This is a genomic window from Bacillus sp. ILBB4 (assembly GCF_035064545.1).
Taxonomy (GTDB): domain Bacteria; phylum Bacillota; class Bacilli; order Bacillales; family Bacillaceae_H; genus Priestia.
In genome coordinates this window covers 575,314-592,885 of sequence record NZ_JAIQVD010000004.1, presented here as the reverse complement: position 1 = coordinate 592,885, position 17,572 = coordinate 575,314, and the positions used below count along the sequence as shown (strand labels likewise).

Sequence of the window (17,572 nt, the reverse complement as noted above, 5' to 3'; positions counted from 1 at the left end):
CTATTTTCATTCATGCGTTTTTACTGAGTTAACAATTGAAATTAACTTTTTTTCATCATCAGAATTTTTAGCTGTAACCATCGTGATTTTTAAAGGAGGGTGCCCCTTTGTTTCTCTTAGTACATATAGCTTTGCCGTTTCTTTTTTACTCCCGGATATAGATGCAAATACAACGGGTTGAATAAATAGGGATGTAGAAGAAATTTTTAACGATTTTCCAAACTGGTCATCAAACAATTCTTTTGAATGATCTAGATATGATTTGCTTGTACTTTCTTTCCCGGAAAGGACTTCAATTCGCATCCACGTATAGGGAGTCTTGGTTGAAAAAAGAATATCTTTTCCATCCTCTTCTTTTTGAAGCGTATATTCATTGGGCAATGAAAGAGAATATCCTTGTTCGCTTACGGTGAGCTGCTGATGTTTTTCATTGCTTTCACTGACTGCTTTAACAGAAGGCAGTATAACTATGGTTGCGCTTATCATTAACAGAAGCGCTAAATAAAATTTTCGCATGTATATATCTCCTATTCAAAACGCTAGACAGCGTGTAGTGACTATATAAAAATGTTTTCGCCATGTTAGAACCCGTAGGTTTATTTTTGACTTTTTGGTAAAGCTAAAAACACAATCAATTAGTAATGGAGAGAAGACTATGAAAAACCGTAAATCAACTTCTGCAGCTAATCGCCGTCAACAGCGCGTGTGTTTGGGTGATGAACGATTATTTGCAGTTGGTATTAAAGCGTTTATTGACAATACGCATGAATCACACCTAGACAAAAAAGGAGGTCATTGAGTGAAATGGTGCTTGTCAATTATCATTATTGTTTCCATTAATTTCTATGGTATTCAGGCGGACGCTGCAAAGAAGAGCAGATTTTATTATGAAAAAAAAGGAGATATCGTGTGGGAAGTTCCCATGAAAGATGAAAAGTTGATTGCGCTTACATTTGATGATGGACCAGATCCTAAATATACGCCGACCATTTTAAATTTATTGCAAAAGTACGGTGCCAAAGCAACTTTTTTTGTAGTCGGCGATCGAATAACGTCGTTTCCCAAGCTTGCTCAAAGAGAAGTTCGCGAAGGTCATGAACTTGCTAATCATACATATAGCCATTTGAAAGTAAGGGGCCAGGAAGTAGAGAGAATTGAACAAGAAATTGAAAAAGCGGATGAACGTATACAAGCTATTACAGGAATAAAACCTTACCTGTTTCGTCCACCTACTGGCTATTATGACGATCGGGTAGTAAAAGCTGCTAAAAATCAGCAGTATACCATTATTCTTTGGTCTTGGCATCAAGATACATTTGATTGGAGAAATCCAGGCGTAGGTAAAATTGTTAGTCAAGTGCTTAACCATGCCAGGTCAGGAGATATTGTATTGTTTCATGATACTGGAGGAGATCGAACCCAAACCATTGAAGCATTAAAACAAATTTTACCGAAGTTAAAGGAAGAGGGGTATAAATTTGTAACGGTCTCAGAACTTTTAAAACATCACCCTAATTATAAATCTCTTTATTTAATGCAACAGCAAAAACAGCACTCCGTTCAATAATCGGGTGCTGTTTTTTCAGTAAAGGCTTTAACCAATTTTTTAACTGGTTTTTCCTTCTCTTTCGTCCCCGTCAGACGTATTTTTTTGGAAAAATGCTTTTACTTTATCCCGTTTTTTCTTCGAAATAAGAATATATAATGTATCACCTGCAAAAATTTGTGTATTTCCTCTAGGTGTAAGTAGTTTATCATTTCGAATAACAGCAGTCACTAAAATGTCTTCAGGGAGGTGAAGTTCTTCAAGCGATTTTCCTGATATATCTGCATGTTCCACGAGCTTCAACTCAATCATTTCATTTTTGGTTTTGCCCATCGAAACAAGCTCGAGACTGTGAGGAACCGTCTCTTTTTCACCTTGAGAAAGGTTTAGAAATTTGGCTAAAGGAGCGATTGTTGCTCCTTGAAGAAGAGCGGAAGTTAAGACAACAAAGAAAACGACGTTAAAAATGAGCGTGCTGTTCTCCAAACCTGCCATCATAGGATAAGTGGCTAATACAATTGGAACAGCTCCTTTTAAACCGGCCCAAGAAATAAACAGTTTTTCTTTGGATGAGTATTTAGCAAACATCATCGAAAGAAATACGCCGAGCGGACGAGCGACAAACATAAGTAAAAGAGATAACAGTATACCCTGCCAAATGATATCTAGCAGTTGATTAGGAAAGACAAGAAGGCCGAGTAAAATAAACATTAAAATTTGCATCATCCATGCAAAACCTTCGTTAAAGCGGACAATTGTATGACGATAAGTTAGATCTGCATTTCCTACTACCACTGCCATTACATATACAGCAAGTAGACCGCTTGCTTCTACAAATGTGGAAATTCCATAGGTTAAGGCGGCCAATGACAATGTAAGCACAGGGTAAAGACCTGAAGAATCCAAATTAATTCGATTAATAATCCAAACGGATGCTTTTCCAAGTACTAAACCAAGTACCAGCCCGATTCCCATTTGCCAAAAGAAATTAAGGATTAATGAGAGGATAGGAGAGTCCGGATGTTGAATTAATTCAATAATAGAAACGGTTAAGAAGATGGCCATCGGATCATTGGAACCAGATTCTGCTTCTAGCGTGGAGTTTAATTTTTGGCGGATATTCTGTGTCCCTAGTACAGAAAACACGGCCGCAGCATCTGTAGAGCCAACGATTGCCCCAAATAAAAAGCCTTCAAGCCAAGTAACACCTAAAATATATTTGGCAAGTACACCCGTTAAAACTGTCGTAATGAGGACTCCGAAAGTAGCTAATGAAACGGAAGGGCGAACAACGCGTTTAACATCTTTCCATTTTGTCTGCACACCCCCATCAAAAAGAATAATGATAAGTGCTAATATTCCGAATCCTTGTGTTAAAAGAGCATTGTCAAAGTAGATGTAGTGGCTAACAACCATTCCTACAATAATAAAGAGTACGAGCGAAGGGACTCCAAGGCGAGTAGAGAACTTTGCAGTAAGTACCCCTATGACAAGGAGAATAGATAATAAAAGAATTGAATGGTCTACCGTAAAATCCAAAAAATACACCTCTTTTGTTCAAAATTTTTATGTAAGCAATAAGTGAGGTTCCTCTATAATAATTGTAGCATAATGGATTTAAAACCTTGAGAAATCTGCTGATCAAAAAAAGAGATGCATAAACATCTCTTTTTTTGATCATGTATGAATAACAGGGATAGATTTTTATTTAACATCTTGCTCGTGATAAAGGTGAGGAGCTTTAAATGTTGCTTTCTTTTTAACTGAAGAACCTTGTTGGTCGGGACTGGAACGATCGTAAATAGCTGTTCCAACAATCTCAGCCACATCTTGAAGTTTTTCTTTGCTTATTTTATCAAGGGTATCTTCAGGCGTATGATACCAAGGTTCAGACGGACTGTGAATAAATAGAGCAGCCGGTATTCCTGCCTCTGCAAAAGGAACGTGATCACTGCGGCCGCCAGCTTGAAATGGCGTAGGTGATCCATTTAATCTTGTACTTGAAGCTTGAGCTAATTCTGTGACAAGATTTGGTGTTCCATCAGCTGTATTCATCACCAAATCTCCCGCATCTCGACTTCCTACCATGTCTAAATTAAACATTCCAATAATACGATTTTTCTCATCTTCAGATAGCTCACTAACATAATGCTCGGATCCTAGTAAGCCTACTTCTTCAGCTCCGAATGTAACAAATCGCAGTTCTGTATCAGTAGGAAGAGTTTTAAATACGCGAGCTAATTCAAGCACTATTGCTGTTCCAGAAGCATCGTCGTTTGCCCCAGGCGCTCCGGCCACAGAATCATGATGAGCACCTACTACAATAATATCATTTGTTCCTTTTTTCTTAAAAGTAGAAGGTTTAGTAGCGGTTACATTATAAGATGTTCGCTCACTTACGACAGCTCCTTCAATTTTTACTGTACCTGAAGGCTTTTCGCCTTTTTGAATAGAAGTAAGAATCTTTTCACCTTCTTCTTTGGTAACAGCAAGAGACGGAATGTAGTTATCATTAGCGCCGCCAAGCGTTCCGTTTAGCTCACCGTCTGTATTATTAAAAATAATGACGGCTGCAGCCCCTTTTTCAGCAGCATTTAATACTTTTTCACCAAAAGTAATAGTGCCTCGCTGAACTAATACAATTTTACCTGTCACATCTTTGTTTGCTAAATTATCTTTTGTACCCAGCCCTCCATCTACAATTTCAGCGGTGACATTTCCATTGGTGCTATAAGTAAAAGTTGTTGAAGAGTAGCTCGTACCGTTTACGCTTAGTGAAAAACTAGCTGCTGGTGTGTAACCGGTAAAGGTAAAAGGCTCTACTGCGCTCTCGTAGCCTAGTTTAGACAAACGCTTTTGAACAAATGTAGCAGCTTCGCGTTCAGCTTCAGTTCCTGCCACACGAGGTTTTTTTGAGAGATACGCAATGTCTTGATAAATTTTCTCAGCATTGATTTTTTTTAATACTTTTTGTTCAGAACTTTGATGGTGAGAAGTATTTGCAGAAGTAGAAGCTTGTACACTTGTAAAAGATAAAGTCAAACTTGTTGCTACAGCCAAAGAAATCACGGTTTTTTTCATTAAAATCCCCCTAAATTTATCGATGTAGTTGGTACTACTCGAATTTACAATATTAAGAAAATACAAAAAAGAGTATTATTACCTAAATGTTCCAGGGTATTCCATATCTAAATTCCTATTTTGATAGAGAAAATAATTCAAATAAAATGAAAATGCGGAAACAAATAAAGAGGATAAAAGAAACTGTGTCAAAAGTAATAAAAAAAGGTATTAGATAAGAATAAAAAAATAAGGTAAACTAGTTTAAAAGCAAGAAGAATGTTCAGAACTTAATTGATGAGACATAGAGAGTATTCACGTAAAAAACAAAGGCTGGTGGGAAATATTGATAAAAAATAGGGAGGGTGTACGAAAAGCAGCGGCGGTAGCGGGTCTTCTGCTTGTAGGGGCGTACATCGTCTTTCAAACAATGGCATTTTTTAAAGGAGCATATGCTCTTAGCAGTTTGATAAAAGATAGTTTACTAGTGGGCGTAACGGCTGGCACGTTTTATTTACTTCATAAGCGTTCGGTTCATACCCAGGTGTCTGATGAACAGTATCAGCTTGCTACATTAATAAATTCAATGCCAGATTTTATTTGTTTTAAAGATGGAGCTGGCAAATGGGTGGCGGTGAATGATTTTGGAAGAGAACTTTATCATTTAAAGGGTATTGATTACAGGGGTAAAACCGATGCAGAACTTGGGGAGCTTGTGCCTTTCTTTCAAGCGGCTTTCTTACACTGTATTTCATCGGATGAAGAAGCTTGGAGAAAAAAGGAAAAGGTACGCACGGAAGAAGCATTTGAAATACCAAACGGCGAGGTCAAAACATTTGATGTTATTAAAATACCTGTGTTTTTTGATGATGGCTCAAGAAAAGCTCTTATCACGATTGGACGAGATATTACTCAGCAAAAGCTTGCAGAAGCGCTTCTGATAAAAAAGGAAAAGCTTTCTGTAGTAGGCGAATTAGCTGCTGGAATTGCTCATGAAATTAGAAATCCGCTTACGAGTATTAAAGGGTTTGTTCAGCTCATGAAAGAAACAGACCGATCCGCAATAGGGTATGCTAACATCATGCTTGATGAGCTGGAACGAATTAATGGTATTGTCAGTGAAATGCTCCTTTTGTCAAAACCTGAAAGTGAACATTTTCGCGTGTTTTCTCTTACAGAAGCGGTTAAGTATGTAATGAGTTTAACTTCCCATGAAGCTTTATTGAAAAACATTGACTTCTTATACGATGAACAAACAAATAACGCTAGTGTGTATGGAAATAAAAATCACCTTATTCAAGTATTACTTAATGTTTTTAAAAACGCAATTGAAGCCATGGATAGGCCTGGAAATATTTACATTACAATCAAAACAGCGCAGGATAACCATATTTTTATAGAAGTTAGAGATGAAGGAATAGGAATTTCTAAAGACCGTCTAGAACATATAGGAGAACCGTTTTTTACTTTAAAAGAAAAAGGAATGGGGCTTGGATTAACAATCAGCTCCAAAATTATTCATGATCATCACGGTACCCTGCAGATTGAGAGTGAACAGAACAAAGGGACGATTGTTAAAATCCGACTGCCTCTGTATGTCGAAGATACGGCGGTTTTGCAAGCAAATGAAATGTTGTAAACGAAAAGTAATGAAAACGTCATCCATTTCTTATTGCTAAACGCAGCCGTACATGATGTAATAAAAGAAACGAACATGTCAGGAAGGTAGCAAAATGAGACGTGCAGATCAAAAAATTATATTACCGTATACACCGGAAAATTTAAGAATGCTATTGCTTCAAGTATGTGACGGAGAAAATCCGTTTTCCCATCAGGACCTTACGTATTGGTGTGATAAATATACTCTCCATTATTATGAGTATGAAGCGGATGAAACGCAGTGGATGAATGATATGCAGCAGACAGATAATAGACAAGATCTAGCTAAATCCTATGCCATTGCTAAAGATATTGGCTGGCAGTGGTACTTTTATATGGCTAGAGGGACGACGCTATCTGATATTCAATATGTCGAGCTTCACGAACTAGAATTACCCAGACATTTGTTTGTAAAATGGCTAAATGAATTATATGAAATGTAATCCTATATATGAATTGTAGTACATCCGGTGTATTGAAAGAAAGACTATCTCTGGTAACGGGGCAAAAGACCACTGAAGTACATACAAGCGTAAAATAGAAAGCTAAGGAAAACCCTTAGCTTTTTTGTTTTGTCAAAATTATTCAAAAAAACTGTCTTCAGGAAAAAACATAAAACCTAGTTGACTTATTGGTATTGTTATATTATAAGTAATAGAGACATAATTTATGGAAAAAACTACAGGGGGAACATCTATGAATAACTTATTAGTCATCCTAAACATCCTCATTATGCTCGCATTGCTTGCGGGGCTGTTTATGATGCAGAAAAAGCATGTATCATTTTCAAAGCGTGTGTTTACAGCGCTTGGGCTAGGGATTATTTTTGGCTTTGCTCTTCAGTGGGTGTATGGTCCGACTCATGAAGTAACGATGACGACCGCCGATTGGTTTAGCATTGTAGGAAGCGGATATGTTAAGTTTCTTCAAATGATTGTTATGCCGCTTGTATTTGTATCGATTGTAGCGGCATTCACTCGCTTAAAATTGACGAGCAATATTGGAAAGATTAGTAGTTTAATTATTGGAATTTTGCTTGTCACAACAGCGATAGCAGCTGCAATTGGTATTTTTACAACAATGAGCTTTAATTTAGAATCTGTCCAAATCACAAAAGGGGAAGCGGAACTTCAGCGCGGAGAGGACTTAGAAAACAATTTATCTAGTTTAGAAGCAAAAACAATCCCGCAGCAAGTAGTAGAATTATTACCTGCTAACCCGTTTCTTGATTTAACAGGCGCACGTTCAACTTCCACGATTGGCGTTGTCATCTTTGCGGCATTTGTTGGAATTGCGTATTTAGGCGTGAAGCGTAAAAAAGCTGAGGAAGCGGCGTTATTTTCAAAAATTATTGATACGCTTTATGCAATCGTAATGCGTGTAGTGACGCTAATTCTTCGTTTAACTCCTTATGGGGTACTTGCAATTATGACCAAAACAGTAGCAACGAGTGATATTGATGCAATTGTTAAACTTGGAAAATTTGTTGTAGCATCCTATATCGCATTGGCAGCTATGTTTATTGTTCACTTAGTTATTCTAACAATCATCGGTGTAAATCCGATCACATATGTTAAGAAAGTATTTCCTGTATTGGCTTTTGCCTTTACTTCCCGTACAAGTGCTGGAGCATTACCTTTGAATGTTAATACACAAACAAGACAGTTAGGGGTTCCAGAAGGAATTGCAAATTTCGCAGGTTCATTTGGTCTTACAATTGGTCAAAATGGATGCGCTGGAATATATCCAGCTATGTTAGCCGTTATGATTGCACCAACGGTAGGTATTGATCCCTTAACGCCTTCATTTATTTTCACGTTGATTGCCATTGTAGCAATTAGTTCGTTTGGCGTAGCAGGCGTTGGCGGAGGAGCGACATTTGCGGCTTTACTTGTATTATCTTCTATGAATTTACCAGTAGCGCTAGCAGGTTTATTAATTTCAGTAGAGCCATTAATTGATATGGGGCGTACGGCCCTTAATGTAAGTGGAAGTATGACAGCCGGAGTCGTCACTAGTAAATTAACAAAAGAGCTAGATACAAGCGTATACAACGATCAAACCATTTCACCTGAAACAGCAGAAGTGTAAAAGAGATACGTCATCCATAGTTAACATTGTTAACTATGGATTTTTTTTCTTCATTCACATAAAATAGGAAAAAATACTTATGATAACGCTTTCAAAAAAGGTTATAGTGAAAAATGTGTACGTACTCTATTTTACGGGAGGGTTTTCATTGAAACGTAGTTGGACTAAATATGCAATGGTACTGACGGCTTTGCTCTTACTAGTAAGCTCTTTTTTTAGCCCGTTTATGCAATCGTTTGCATCTGCGGCAGACGCAACAAAAATCACGATTCACTATCAGTCTGCTCCAAATGATAAAAAGGAATGGGGATTATGGGTTTTTCCTGAAGGAGGAGAAGGGAAGCCTTACGCATTTACAGGAGAAGACCAGTTTGGAAAAGTAGCTGAAGTTGAATTACCCGGTACTTATGACAAAGTAGGTTTTATTGTTCGAACAGAGTCGTGGGAAAAAGATGGAGGAGACCGCTTCGTTTCAGTGGAGAACGGTGAAGGAGAAGTATGGGTGAAAAGTGGAGATGAACATACATATACGTCTCCTCCTGACGGTGAATACCGAGATTTACCGAAGTTTGATAAAGTAAACGTTACCTTAAATTATCATCGGTACGACGGAGATTACAGCGGGTGGAACATTTGGACATGGCCAGGTGATGAAAAAGAAGGCAAGCAAATCGAATTTACGGAAGACACGAATTTTGGGAAGAGAGCGACTTACGCCATTAACAGTGGAAGCGGTAATTTATTTGACAAAATTGGTTTTATTGTACGCCATTCTACTAGTGACAGCGATTGGGAAAATAAAGACGGAGGGGACCGCTTTATTACCAAGGTTGGTAAAGATGGGAATGTAGAAGTATGGATTGTTCAAGGACAAAATCGAATTTATTATGATAGAGCTGGAGTAGATATCACTCGGAAAATCACGAAAGCGACTATGGATACATTTAATCAAATCACCTTAGAAACAAACGTGCCGTTTGACTCTTCTAAGAGTGTAGGAGACATTGAAATTGACGGAGCTCAAATTGAGAAAGTGACACCTTATAAAGAGGGAGGAGACGCTGCTACTACTAAAGTTAAAATTATAACAAAACAGCCTTTGGACGTTACAAAAACGTATAGAGTTAAGCAAAAAGGCTACGGCTCAGCTGATGTAGTCAATGGAAATGTCGTTCGCACGAAAGAATTTGACGAAAAGTATGCATATAGCGGAAACGATTTAGGAAACACGTATTCTAAGAAACAAACAAATTTTCGCGTATGGGCTCCAACCGCAAGTGAAGCCAAGCTAGTGACTTATTCGTCATGGAACTCCAAAGCTGTAAAAGAAATTTCTATGACCAAAAGTGAAAAAGGAACGTGGAAAGCGGAATTAAAAGGAAATCAAGATGAACTAATTTATACGTACAAAGTAAAAATTGGGAACAGCTGGAGCGAAGCGGTTGATCCATATGTACGAGCAACAACGGTGAATGGAGATCGCGGAGTTGTCGTAGATTTGGCTAAGACAAATCCGAGAAAGTGGAGTACAAATAAGCCGAAATTTAAAAATCCAGAAGATGCGATTATTTATGAACTGCACGTACGAGATTTATCGTCTCAAAAAGAGAGCGGTATCAAAAATAAAGGAAAATATTTAGGCGCAGCGGAGTGGAATACGAAAGGACCAAATGGCGTAAAAACAGGACTCAGCCATATTAAAGATTTAGGTGTGACGCACGTTCAGTTCCTGCCTATTTACGATTATCGTACGGTGGATGAAACGAAATTAAACGAGCCGCAGTTTAACTGGGGATATGATCCAAAAAATTACAACGTCCCAGAAGGTTCCTATTCAACAAACCCATATAATCCTAAGACGAGAATTATTGAGCTCAAACAAATGATTCAAACGCTTCATGATAAGCAGCTTCGTATGATAATGGACGTTGTTTATAATCATGTGTATGCAGTGAGTGAGCATAGCTTTGATAAACTAGTTCCAGGCTACTACTTCCGTTATAAAGAAGATGGAACTCTATCCAACGGAACAGGTGTTGGAAACGACACGGCGTCTGAACGGAAAATGGTTCGGAAGTTTATTGTAGATTCTGTTGCGTATTGGGCAAAAGAGTACCACATTGACGGGTTTCGATTTGATTTAATGGGGATTCACGATATAAAGACAATGAATGAAGTGAGAAAGAAGTTAGATGAAGTTGATCCTTCTATTATCGTCTTAGGAGAAGGCTGGGATCTAGAAACCGAGCTTGATGCTAAGCTAAAAGCTAATCAGAAAAACGCTCAGGATATGAAGCGCATCGCTCACTTTAATGACGGTATGCGAGATGGTCTTAAAGGCAGCGTATTTTTTGATCGTGACAACGGATTTGTCAATGGAAAACAGGGTCAAGAAAAGCTCATACAGCAAAGTATAGCAGCTGGAATTGATTATGATCATTCAACTGCCACGTATGAAGACCCGGATCAAGTTGTGACGTATGTAGAAGCACACGATAACCATACATTATGGGATAAACTTCAGCTGACGAACCCTGCTGAAACCGAACAAACGAAAAAGCAAATGCATAAGCTTGCTTCTTCTATTATTTTAACATCTCAAGGAATGAACTTTATACATGCAGGTCAAGAGTTTATGAGAACAAAAGGCGGAGATCATAATAGCTATCAGTCACCCGATTCTGTCAATCAGCTAGATTGGAAGCGCCGAGCAGCTTTCAGCCAAGAAGTAGATTATATGAAGGGACTTATTGCGCTTCGAAAGCAATATTCCTCATTTAGAATGACGAGTGCACAGGCTATTCATCAAAATTTACGCTTTGTTGATGCATCAGCAAACGTAGTAGGCTATACGTTAAATGCTAAAGCCAATAAAGATAAAGCAAACGAAATAATGGTGATTCATAATGCAAATAAACAAGCTCAAACGGTTCATCTACCTTCTAACAGAACGTGGAGATTACTTGTTGACGGCGAGCAGGCAGGAACAAAAACGCTCCGTACGGTGAAGGGAAACACAGTAAACGTTTCGCCTCTTTCGACATTTGTGCTAGTAAGATAAATTTTAGACAACTAGAATATATGTAGAAAAATTCAGAATATTGTATGCAAAATTGTTGATTTTACTAGATAACATGGTAAAATATTCATTGTTAGCGTTTTCAAAATTCGTGGGGAGGTATGTATTTGATGCAAAATCTTGGAGCGAAAAAAGTTGAAATGAGTCCGAAAGTAGTGGAGTTTTTAAAAGGAGTTAAACAGCTATACATTAACGGCGAATGGGTAGACTCTGTTTCAGGAAAAACGTTTGAAACAGTAAATCCAGCAACGGGTGAAAAGTTGGCAGATGTAGCTGAAGCAAATCCAGAGGATATTGATCGTGCCGTCAGAGCGGCTAGAGAAGCCTTTGATCATGGACCTTGGACAAAGATGTCAGCAGCTGAAAGAAGTCGACTTATTTATAAATTAGCTGATTTAATGGAAACACATCAATTGGAGCTTGCGCAGCTTGAAACGCTTGATAACGGAAAACCAATTCGTGAAACATCAAATGCAGACATTCCATTAGCAATTGAACATTTCCGCTACTTTGCTGGGTGGTCAACTAAAATGGTTGGACAAACTATTCCTGTGCAAGGAGCGTATTTTAACTATACAAGATATGAACCAGTAGGGGTTGTTGGCCAAATTATTCCGTGGAACTTTCCACTTTTAATGGCCGCTTGGAAGCTCGGAGCCGCTTTGGCAACTGGATGTACAATTGTGCTCAAGCCAGCAGAGCAAACGCCGCTTTCTGCACTTTACTTAGCTCGACTAGCCGATGAAGCAGGGTTCCCAAAAGGCGTGCTAAACATTGTACCAGGCTACGGGAAAACAGCAGGTGAACCGCTCGTTCATCATGATCTTGTCGATAAAATTGCTTTTACAGGATCTACTGCTGTCGGAAAAGCAATTATGAAGCAAGCTAGCGACTCCTTAAAGCGTGTGACGTTAGAGCTTGGAGGTAAATCACCAAACATTATCCTCCCGGATGCAGACTTAACAAAAGCAGTGCCTGGTGCGCTTTCAGGTATTATGTTTAATCAAGGACAAGTATGTTGTGCTGGAAGTCGTCTGTATGTCCAAAAAAGCTTATATGATAATGTCGTAGCTGATTTAGTTTCTCAAACGAAATCTATTAAACAAGGAAATGGATTAGCAGATGAGACGACAATGGGTCCGCTTGTATCTGCGCAGCAGCAAAAACGAGTGAAAACCTATATTGATAAAGGAATTGAAGAAGGAGCGGAAGTACTCGCAGGAGGAAACATTCCATTTGATCAAGGCTATTTCGTAGAACCGACTATCTTTGCAGATGTCGATCATTCGATGACGATTGCTCGTGAAGAAATCTTCGGTCCGGTTGTAGCTGCTATGCCGTTTGACGATCTTGATGATTTGATTGCCAAAGCAAATGATACAGCATATGGTCTAGCAGCGGGCATCTGGACACAGGATTTAAAGAAAGCACACTATATTGCTCATGGTATTAAAGCGGGTACAGTTTGGGTGAACTGTTACAACGTATTTGATGCAGCAAGCCCGTTTGGAGGTTATAAACAGTCGGGAATTGGTCGTGAAATGGGAAGCTATGCGCTTGATAATTACACTGAAGTGAAAAGCGTATGGATCAATATGGAATAATAAGTAAGATTTTTTGTGAAAATCAATAGCATATCTTTGTGTGAAAAAGAGTAGTCTTTAGTGGACTACTCTTTTATTTGTTTAAGTCCCGCATTTTTAGAAAAGGAGTGATAACATTGCCGGTTATACAGGGCCCCTCGTCGTATAAGCTTACCGGTCACCTGCAAAAGTTTAGAGAGAACCCACTGGGTTTTTTGGAAAACTTGACTCAGTATGGAGAAATTGCAACATTTAGAGTTGCGCACAAACGCTTTTATGTAACGAGAGACCCTCAACTTATTAAAGATGTAGTCATTACAAACAGCAAGGCGTTTCAAAAAATTAAACTAACGCACATGTTTAAAACACTGCTAGGCGAAGAAATGTTATGGACAGATGAAGCATTATACATGAGCCCCATTCAACCCTCACAACTTAAACAACATCTAACTTATAATAAGGAAGTAATCGCAAAAATAATTGAAAAGCATACGGAAACGTGGGAAGAAGGGCAGCTTCGAACGATAGTAAAAGACATAAGACAGATAGTCGTAGCTGTACTCCTTCAACTTGTATTTGGCATTTCGATTCAGGATAAAGATAAAATTCACTATGTTCAAGCGCTTATGAGAAAAAAAGAAAAGTTAGGCAAAATTTATATTCGTCTACCTTTGCACCAGCCTGACTCAGATGAGCAGCTAGAACAACTCCTTTTTGAACGTGTTCAAATGCGTGTTCAAAACAAAACCGAAGGAAATGATTTACTGGAGTATATATTGAATTCTTGTGGAGAAGAAATCGATGAAAGAGAAATATACGAACAGCTAAAATCTATATTCCTTTCGATGTATGAAATGATTACGCACGTATGCAGCTGGTCTATTCATTTACTGTCTCAAAATACTAGGGAGCATCTTCAGCTGCATAAAGAAATTCAAGCCTATGCTAGCGGCGAATCACTTTCAACCAAAAACCTGACCTATATGCGTAAAATAATTGCTGAAAGCATGAGGTTGTATCCGCCTCTTTGGCTATTTGGGCGTCAAGCACGTGAAGATATACAAATAGATGGCTATAGTATTAAAAAAGGGGAGATTATGTTAATTAGCCCTTATATGATGCATCGCCATGAAGATTATTTTTTAGAGCCAAGTGAATTTTTACCTGACCGTTTCGAAAAAGGAGGGTCCATTGATGTCCCAAGCTATATGTATATGCCGCTTGGGATTGAGCATCAAGCGGAAAGGGGCATGGACTATATCACTGAAATAGTAACCATTTTTATGTCAGAAATGACAAAGCGCTTTTTATTTCAGCTGACTAAGCCCGGATCTATTGCTCCGATGGCGGGCGTAATGCTGAATATGAAAGAAGAACTGAATGTGAATGTTCACAAAGTTCACACGCAGTCTTGAATGAACGGGAATACTTTCCCTCTTTATATCAGGCCGTCAATTTATTGACACATCCTGCATTGAGATTTATCATAGGGTAATATTTGATAGAGATTACTGAAGGATTTTTAGAGGGGACTATGGATAAAATAATTAAACAGTTGGTGTCGCTAGTTGAAACATCATTACTAACGCAAGTTACGATTCAAAGTGAAAGTGACTATGATCCAGTTGAAGTTACGAACAAAACAAAAGAGTGGGTACTTATTGGTAAAGGAAACTATGCCGGTGTGTTTACGCACGAAAATTATCCTGAATTTGTCGTGAAAGTATACGGAAGAGAAATTTATGGTGTAAAAAAAGAAGCGCAAGTGTATAGAAAGCTGGGCGTTCACCCAGCTTATTCTCAACTTTTTCATGAGGGAAAGACGTACTTGATTTTAAAAAGGCTTACAGGCGTTACACTGTATGATGCCGTCCAGCGGGGCATAAAGATTCCAGAACAAGTCATAAAAGATGTGAATAAAGCTTTGGACTATGCAAGAAGCCAGGGTTTAAACCCATATGATGTGCATGGTAAAAATGTCATGATGAAAGATGGACGAGGGTATGTGGTGGATATCTCTGACTTTTATAAAGAAGGTATTGATAAAAAATGGACAGACCTTGTAAAAGCTTATTACACCTTTTATCCGTTTATTGATAAGTACCATATCCGCTTGCCGTACCCGCTTTTAAACGTTATCAGAAAAGCATATCGTCTATATCGTAGAATCAAATCAAAAAGGAGTTTCCGCTAAAGGAAACTCCTTTTTAAGATGAAATACAGCGCAATACATGCTGCTGCTCAAAAGTTGGTTTTAATTTGAATAGAATGGTTTGTAGTATTTCAGATTGATAGACAAATTTTAGCGTATGTTTAAGGGAAAGAGGATGTAAGAAAGAACGTATTCTTTTATTAGCATAACGTATCACCTGTTCTTCATAAAATAAAGTACGTGCGGAGATTTTAGCGTGAATGTCTTTTGTTAGTTCGATTGTAAACTGGATAATCATTAAATCAGTGTCTTTACAGTATTTTTCTAGTAGCATGATATCACCTCCATTTTGTCAACTCATTTACATAATCTTAATATAAAATTTACAAATGTCAATAAAAGACGGAAAAATAAATGGTAAGACTGTTCTTTTTATATGTTGGATAAACAAGAACGTGATAGAGGTGAGTAAAGTTGAACATTAACGTCGGATTTGCAATTTTAGCTGATATTGATAATAAGATGACGGCTGCTATTTATGTGGAAAATCAAATTGTAGCGATTATAGCTGGACCTTCAGATATTCTTTATGAAAAGTTAAAAAAAGTGTTTTTATAATAGAGAAAAGCTGTAATTGTAAATATGATTCATAAAAAGCTTAAAAATTCTATGAAATAGTCGAAATAAAAGATGAGGATAAAATACACAAAAAGAAAGAACAGGAAGTTAAGGATAGGAGAATTACATATGGATAAAACATCTTTTATTGGACTGATTTTAGGAATAGCCTCTCTTATTGTAGGCATGTTTTTCAAAGGGGTTAATCCATCTGTGTTAGGAAATCCGGCTGCTATTTTAATTATTATTGTCGGAACCGTCGGAGCAGTAGTGATTGCATTTCCTTCAAATGAAATCAAGAGAGTCCCAAAACTGTTTGGTGTCCTGTTTAAAGAACAAAAAATGCTGCAGCCCGTTGATTTAGTATCCATGTTTTCTGAATGGGGACAAGTTGTTCGAAAAGAAGGGTTACTATCACTTGAAGCCCAAATTATTGATGTAGATGACCCTTTCTTAAAAAATGGTTTGAATTTAGCTATTGATGGTCAAAGTGCGGATTATATACGAGACGTGTTGTCTGAAGAAATTGATGCTATGGAAGAAAGACATCAAACGGGTGCAAGTATTTTTGCTTTAGCAGGTACATATGCTCCAACTCTGGGTGTACTTGGAGCTGTTATAGGGTTAATTGCTGCGCTTGGGAACATGGAAGATACAGATACGCTAGGACATGCGATCAGCGCGGCGTTTGTTGCTACGCTTCTTGGTATTTTTACTGGGTATGTACTATGGCATCCGTTTGCAAATAAACTAAAGCGTAAATCGAAACATGAAGTAAAGGTAAAGTATATGATGATCGAAGGAGTGCTTTCACTTTTAGAAGGAGAAACACCAAAAGTAATTGAGCAAAAGCTGGCTTCTTATTTGCCAACAGCGGAACGTAAAAAGCTTCTTCAAGAAAGTGAAGTGGGCATAAATGAGTAGACGCAGAAAACGAAAGCATGAAGAGGACCATGTTGACGAAAGCTGGCTGCTTCCTTACTCAGATTTGCTTACACTTTTACTTGCTTTATTCATTGTATTGTTTGCAATGAGCTCAGTGGATGCGCAGAAATTTAAGAACCTTTCTCGCGCATTTAATGAAGCGTTCGTTGGAGGAACGGGCGTGATGGAATTTCAATCTCTGCAGGAATCTGAAGAAGCGGTTCAGCCTTCAAATACTCCTTCAGCTAAAAGTACGGAAAAAACAAATGAAGTGGAGACAGCCCCCAATCAGTCTCCTGCTTCTTCACAATCGTTGACGAGCAAACAAAAGGAGCAAACCATTCGAGAAGCTGATCAAGAAGAGCTTCAGCAAATTCAATCTAAAATTAATGCGTATATTAAAAAGAAAAACTTAACAAATCAATTACAGACTTCGCTAACCGAGGAAGGTCTCTTAATTTCCATTCGAGACAATGTATTGTTTGATTCGGGAAGAGCACAAGTTCGGAGTGAAGATACAAAAATCGCAAATGATATTTCAGAGCTTTTGGTGATTGATCCTCCTCGTAATATTATTATTAGCGGTCACACCGATAACGTACCTATTCGCAACGCTGGTTTTGAATCCAACTGGGAGTTAAGCGTGATGAGAGCAGTTAACTTTATGAAAGTTATCTTAAAAAACGATAAGCTTAATCCAAGCATGTTCAGTGCAAAAGGATTTGGAGAGTTCAAACCGGTGACATCTAACAATACAGCAGAGGGACAAGCGAAAAATAGGAGGGTTGAAATATTGATTACTCCTCGTACAATTAAACAGCCGTAAAAGCAGTCCTGCTTTTACGGCTGTTTTTCTATGT

At 38.1% G+C, this 17,572-nt stretch carries 16 protein-coding genes; 12 read left to right on the top strand and 4 right to left on the bottom strand.

All coding sequences use genetic code 11. The annotated features are described in order from the left end of the window. Positions 1-6 precede the first annotated feature (6 nt). The gene (locus LAV82_RS20135; RefSeq protein WP_013056733.1) at positions 7-516 is read right to left on the bottom strand and encodes a hypothetical protein; all 510 of its coding nucleotides are present in this window, start codon (positions 514-516) and stop codon (positions 7-9) included. Positions 517-655: 139 nt separating this feature from the next. Between LAV82_RS20135 and LAV82_RS20130 the strand changes: the two genes are divergently transcribed. Together LAV82_RS20130 and LAV82_RS20125 are read left to right on the top strand one after the other, a co-directional pair. Continuing rightward, positions 656-799, top strand: a complete 144-nt coding sequence (locus tag LAV82_RS20130; protein WP_013056734.1) for a hypothetical protein — start codon at positions 656-658, stop codon at positions 797-799. Further along, positions 800-1,567, top strand: a complete 768-nt coding sequence (locus tag LAV82_RS20125; protein ID WP_013056735.1) for a polysaccharide deacetylase family protein — start codon at positions 800-802, stop codon at positions 1,565-1,567. It abuts the gene before it with no gap. A 39-nt stretch (positions 1,568-1,606) separates the two neighbouring features. Here the strand turns inward: LAV82_RS20125 and LAV82_RS20120 are convergent, their stop codons facing one another. Both LAV82_RS20120 and LAV82_RS20115 read right to left on the bottom strand, forming a co-directional pair. Beyond that, positions 1,607-3,085, bottom strand: coding sequence for a potassium/proton antiporter (locus tag LAV82_RS20120; protein ID WP_053487211.1), 1,479 nt, complete (start codon positions 3,083-3,085; stop codon positions 1,607-1,609). A gap of 165 nt (positions 3,086-3,250) precedes the next feature. Beyond that, entirely contained in the window at positions 3,251-4,627 is a 1,377-nt protein-coding gene (locus tag LAV82_RS20115) for a M28 family peptidase (protein ID WP_499716787.1), read from the bottom strand. Positions 4,628-4,952: 325 nt separating this feature from the next. Here LAV82_RS20115 and LAV82_RS20110 point away from each other — a divergent pair, with 325 nt between their 5' ends. The 7 genes from LAV82_RS20110 to LAV82_RS20080 all read left to right on the top strand — a co-directional run bounded on the left by LAV82_RS20110 (position 4,953) and on the right by LAV82_RS20080 (position 15,212). Beyond that, complete coding sequence (locus LAV82_RS20110; protein ID WP_176584810.1) at positions 4,953-6,245, top strand: ATP-binding protein; 1,293 nt, start codon at positions 4,953-4,955, stop codon at positions 6,243-6,245. A 94-nt stretch (positions 6,246-6,339) separates the two neighbouring features. Then, positions 6,340-6,708, top strand: coding sequence for a hypothetical protein (locus LAV82_RS20105; RefSeq protein WP_013082877.1), 369 nt, complete (start codon positions 6,340-6,342; stop codon positions 6,706-6,708). Positions 6,709-6,961: 253 nt separating this feature from the next. Then, complete coding sequence (locus LAV82_RS20100) at positions 6,962-8,356, top strand: L-cystine transporter (RefSeq protein WP_499716786.1); 1,395 nt, start codon at positions 6,962-6,964, stop codon at positions 8,354-8,356. Between the two features lie 79 nt (positions 8,357-8,435). Continuing rightward, positions 8,436-11,417 carry a type I pullulanase gene (gene pulA / locus LAV82_RS20095; RefSeq protein WP_499716785.1) on the top strand — a complete coding sequence of 994 codons (2,982 nt, stop codon included), beginning with the start codon at positions 8,436-8,438 and terminating at the stop codon, positions 11,415-11,417. Positions 11,418-11,545: 128 nt separating this feature from the next. Beyond that, entirely contained in the window at positions 11,546-13,039 is a 1,494-nt protein-coding gene (locus tag LAV82_RS20090) for an aldehyde dehydrogenase family protein (RefSeq protein ID WP_176584919.1), read from the top strand. Between the two features lie 107 nt (positions 13,040-13,146). Further along, positions 13,147-14,433 (top strand): cytochrome P450, encoded by a 1,287-nt coding sequence (locus LAV82_RS20085; protein WP_499716845.1) that lies wholly within the window; start codon positions 13,147-13,149, stop codon positions 14,431-14,433. Positions 14,434-14,552: 119 nt separating this feature from the next. After that, positions 14,553-15,212: a serine/threonine-protein kinase gene (locus LAV82_RS20080; protein ID WP_013056744.1), complete on the top strand. Its 660-nt coding sequence runs from the start codon at positions 14,553-14,555 to the stop codon at positions 15,210-15,212. Positions 15,213-15,225: 13 nt separating this feature from the next. Here the strand turns inward: LAV82_RS20080 and LAV82_RS20075 are convergent, their stop codons facing one another. Further along, complete coding sequence (locus LAV82_RS20075; RefSeq protein WP_029321381.1) at positions 15,226-15,504, bottom strand: hypothetical protein; 279 nt, start codon at positions 15,502-15,504, stop codon at positions 15,226-15,228. Between the two features lie 140 nt (positions 15,505-15,644). Between LAV82_RS20075 and LAV82_RS20070 the strand changes: the two genes are divergently transcribed. The 3 genes from LAV82_RS20070 to motB all read left to right on the top strand — a co-directional run bounded on the left by LAV82_RS20070 (position 15,645) and on the right by motB (position 17,538). Continuing rightward, positions 15,645-15,788, top strand: a complete 144-nt coding sequence (locus LAV82_RS20070) for a hypothetical protein (RefSeq protein WP_014460421.1) — start codon at positions 15,645-15,647, stop codon at positions 15,786-15,788. Positions 15,789-15,917: 129 nt separating this feature from the next. Then, positions 15,918-16,712, top strand: coding sequence for a flagellar motor stator protein MotA (gene motA / locus LAV82_RS20065; protein WP_013056745.1), 795 nt, complete (start codon positions 15,918-15,920; stop codon positions 16,710-16,712). Further along, positions 16,705-17,538 (top strand): flagellar motor protein MotB, encoded by an 834-nt coding sequence (gene motB, locus LAV82_RS20060; protein ID WP_098580210.1) that lies wholly within the window; start codon positions 16,705-16,707, stop codon positions 17,536-17,538. Before motA ends, motB begins: the two co-directional genes overlap by 8 nt. The last annotated feature ends 34 nt before the right edge of the window (positions 17,539-17,572 follow it).

Excerpts from the sequence above, each read along its gene's own strand:
- LAV82_RS20130 (WP_013056734.1), top strand. The coding sequence starts at position 656 with ATGAAAAACCGTAAATCAACTTCTGCAGCTAATCGCCGTCAACAGCGC.
- LAV82_RS20075 (WP_029321381.1), bottom strand. The coding sequence starts at position 15,504 with ATGCTACTAGAAAAATACTGTAAAGACACTGATTTAATGATTATCCAG.
- LAV82_RS20135 (WP_013056733.1), bottom strand. The coding sequence starts at position 516 with ATGCGAAAATTTTATTTAGCGCTTCTGTTAATGATAAGCGCAACCATA.
- LAV82_RS20115 (WP_499716787.1), bottom strand. The coding sequence starts at position 4,627 with ATGAAAAAAACCGTGATTTCTTTGGCTGTAGCAACAAGTTTGACTTTA.
- LAV82_RS20105 (WP_013082877.1), top strand. The coding sequence starts at position 6,340 with ATGAGACGTGCAGATCAAAAAATTATATTACCGTATACACCGGAAAAT.
- LAV82_RS20080 (WP_013056744.1), top strand. The coding sequence starts at position 14,553 with ATGGATAAAATAATTAAACAGTTGGTGTCGCTAGTTGAAACATCATTA.
- motB (WP_098580210.1), top strand. The coding sequence starts at position 16,705 with ATGAGTAGACGCAGAAAACGAAAGCATGAAGAGGACCATGTTGACGAA.
- LAV82_RS20100 (WP_499716786.1), top strand. The coding sequence starts at position 6,962 with ATGAATAACTTATTAGTCATCCTAAACATCCTCATTATGCTCGCATTG.
- pulA (WP_499716785.1), top strand. The coding sequence starts at position 8,436 with ATGATAACGCTTTCAAAAAAGGTTATAGTGAAAAATGTGTACGTACTC.
- LAV82_RS20090 (WP_176584919.1), top strand. The coding sequence starts at position 11,546 with ATGCAAAATCTTGGAGCGAAAAAAGTTGAAATGAGTCCGAAAGTAGTG.
- motA (WP_013056745.1), top strand. The coding sequence starts at position 15,918 with ATGGATAAAACATCTTTTATTGGACTGATTTTAGGAATAGCCTCTCTT.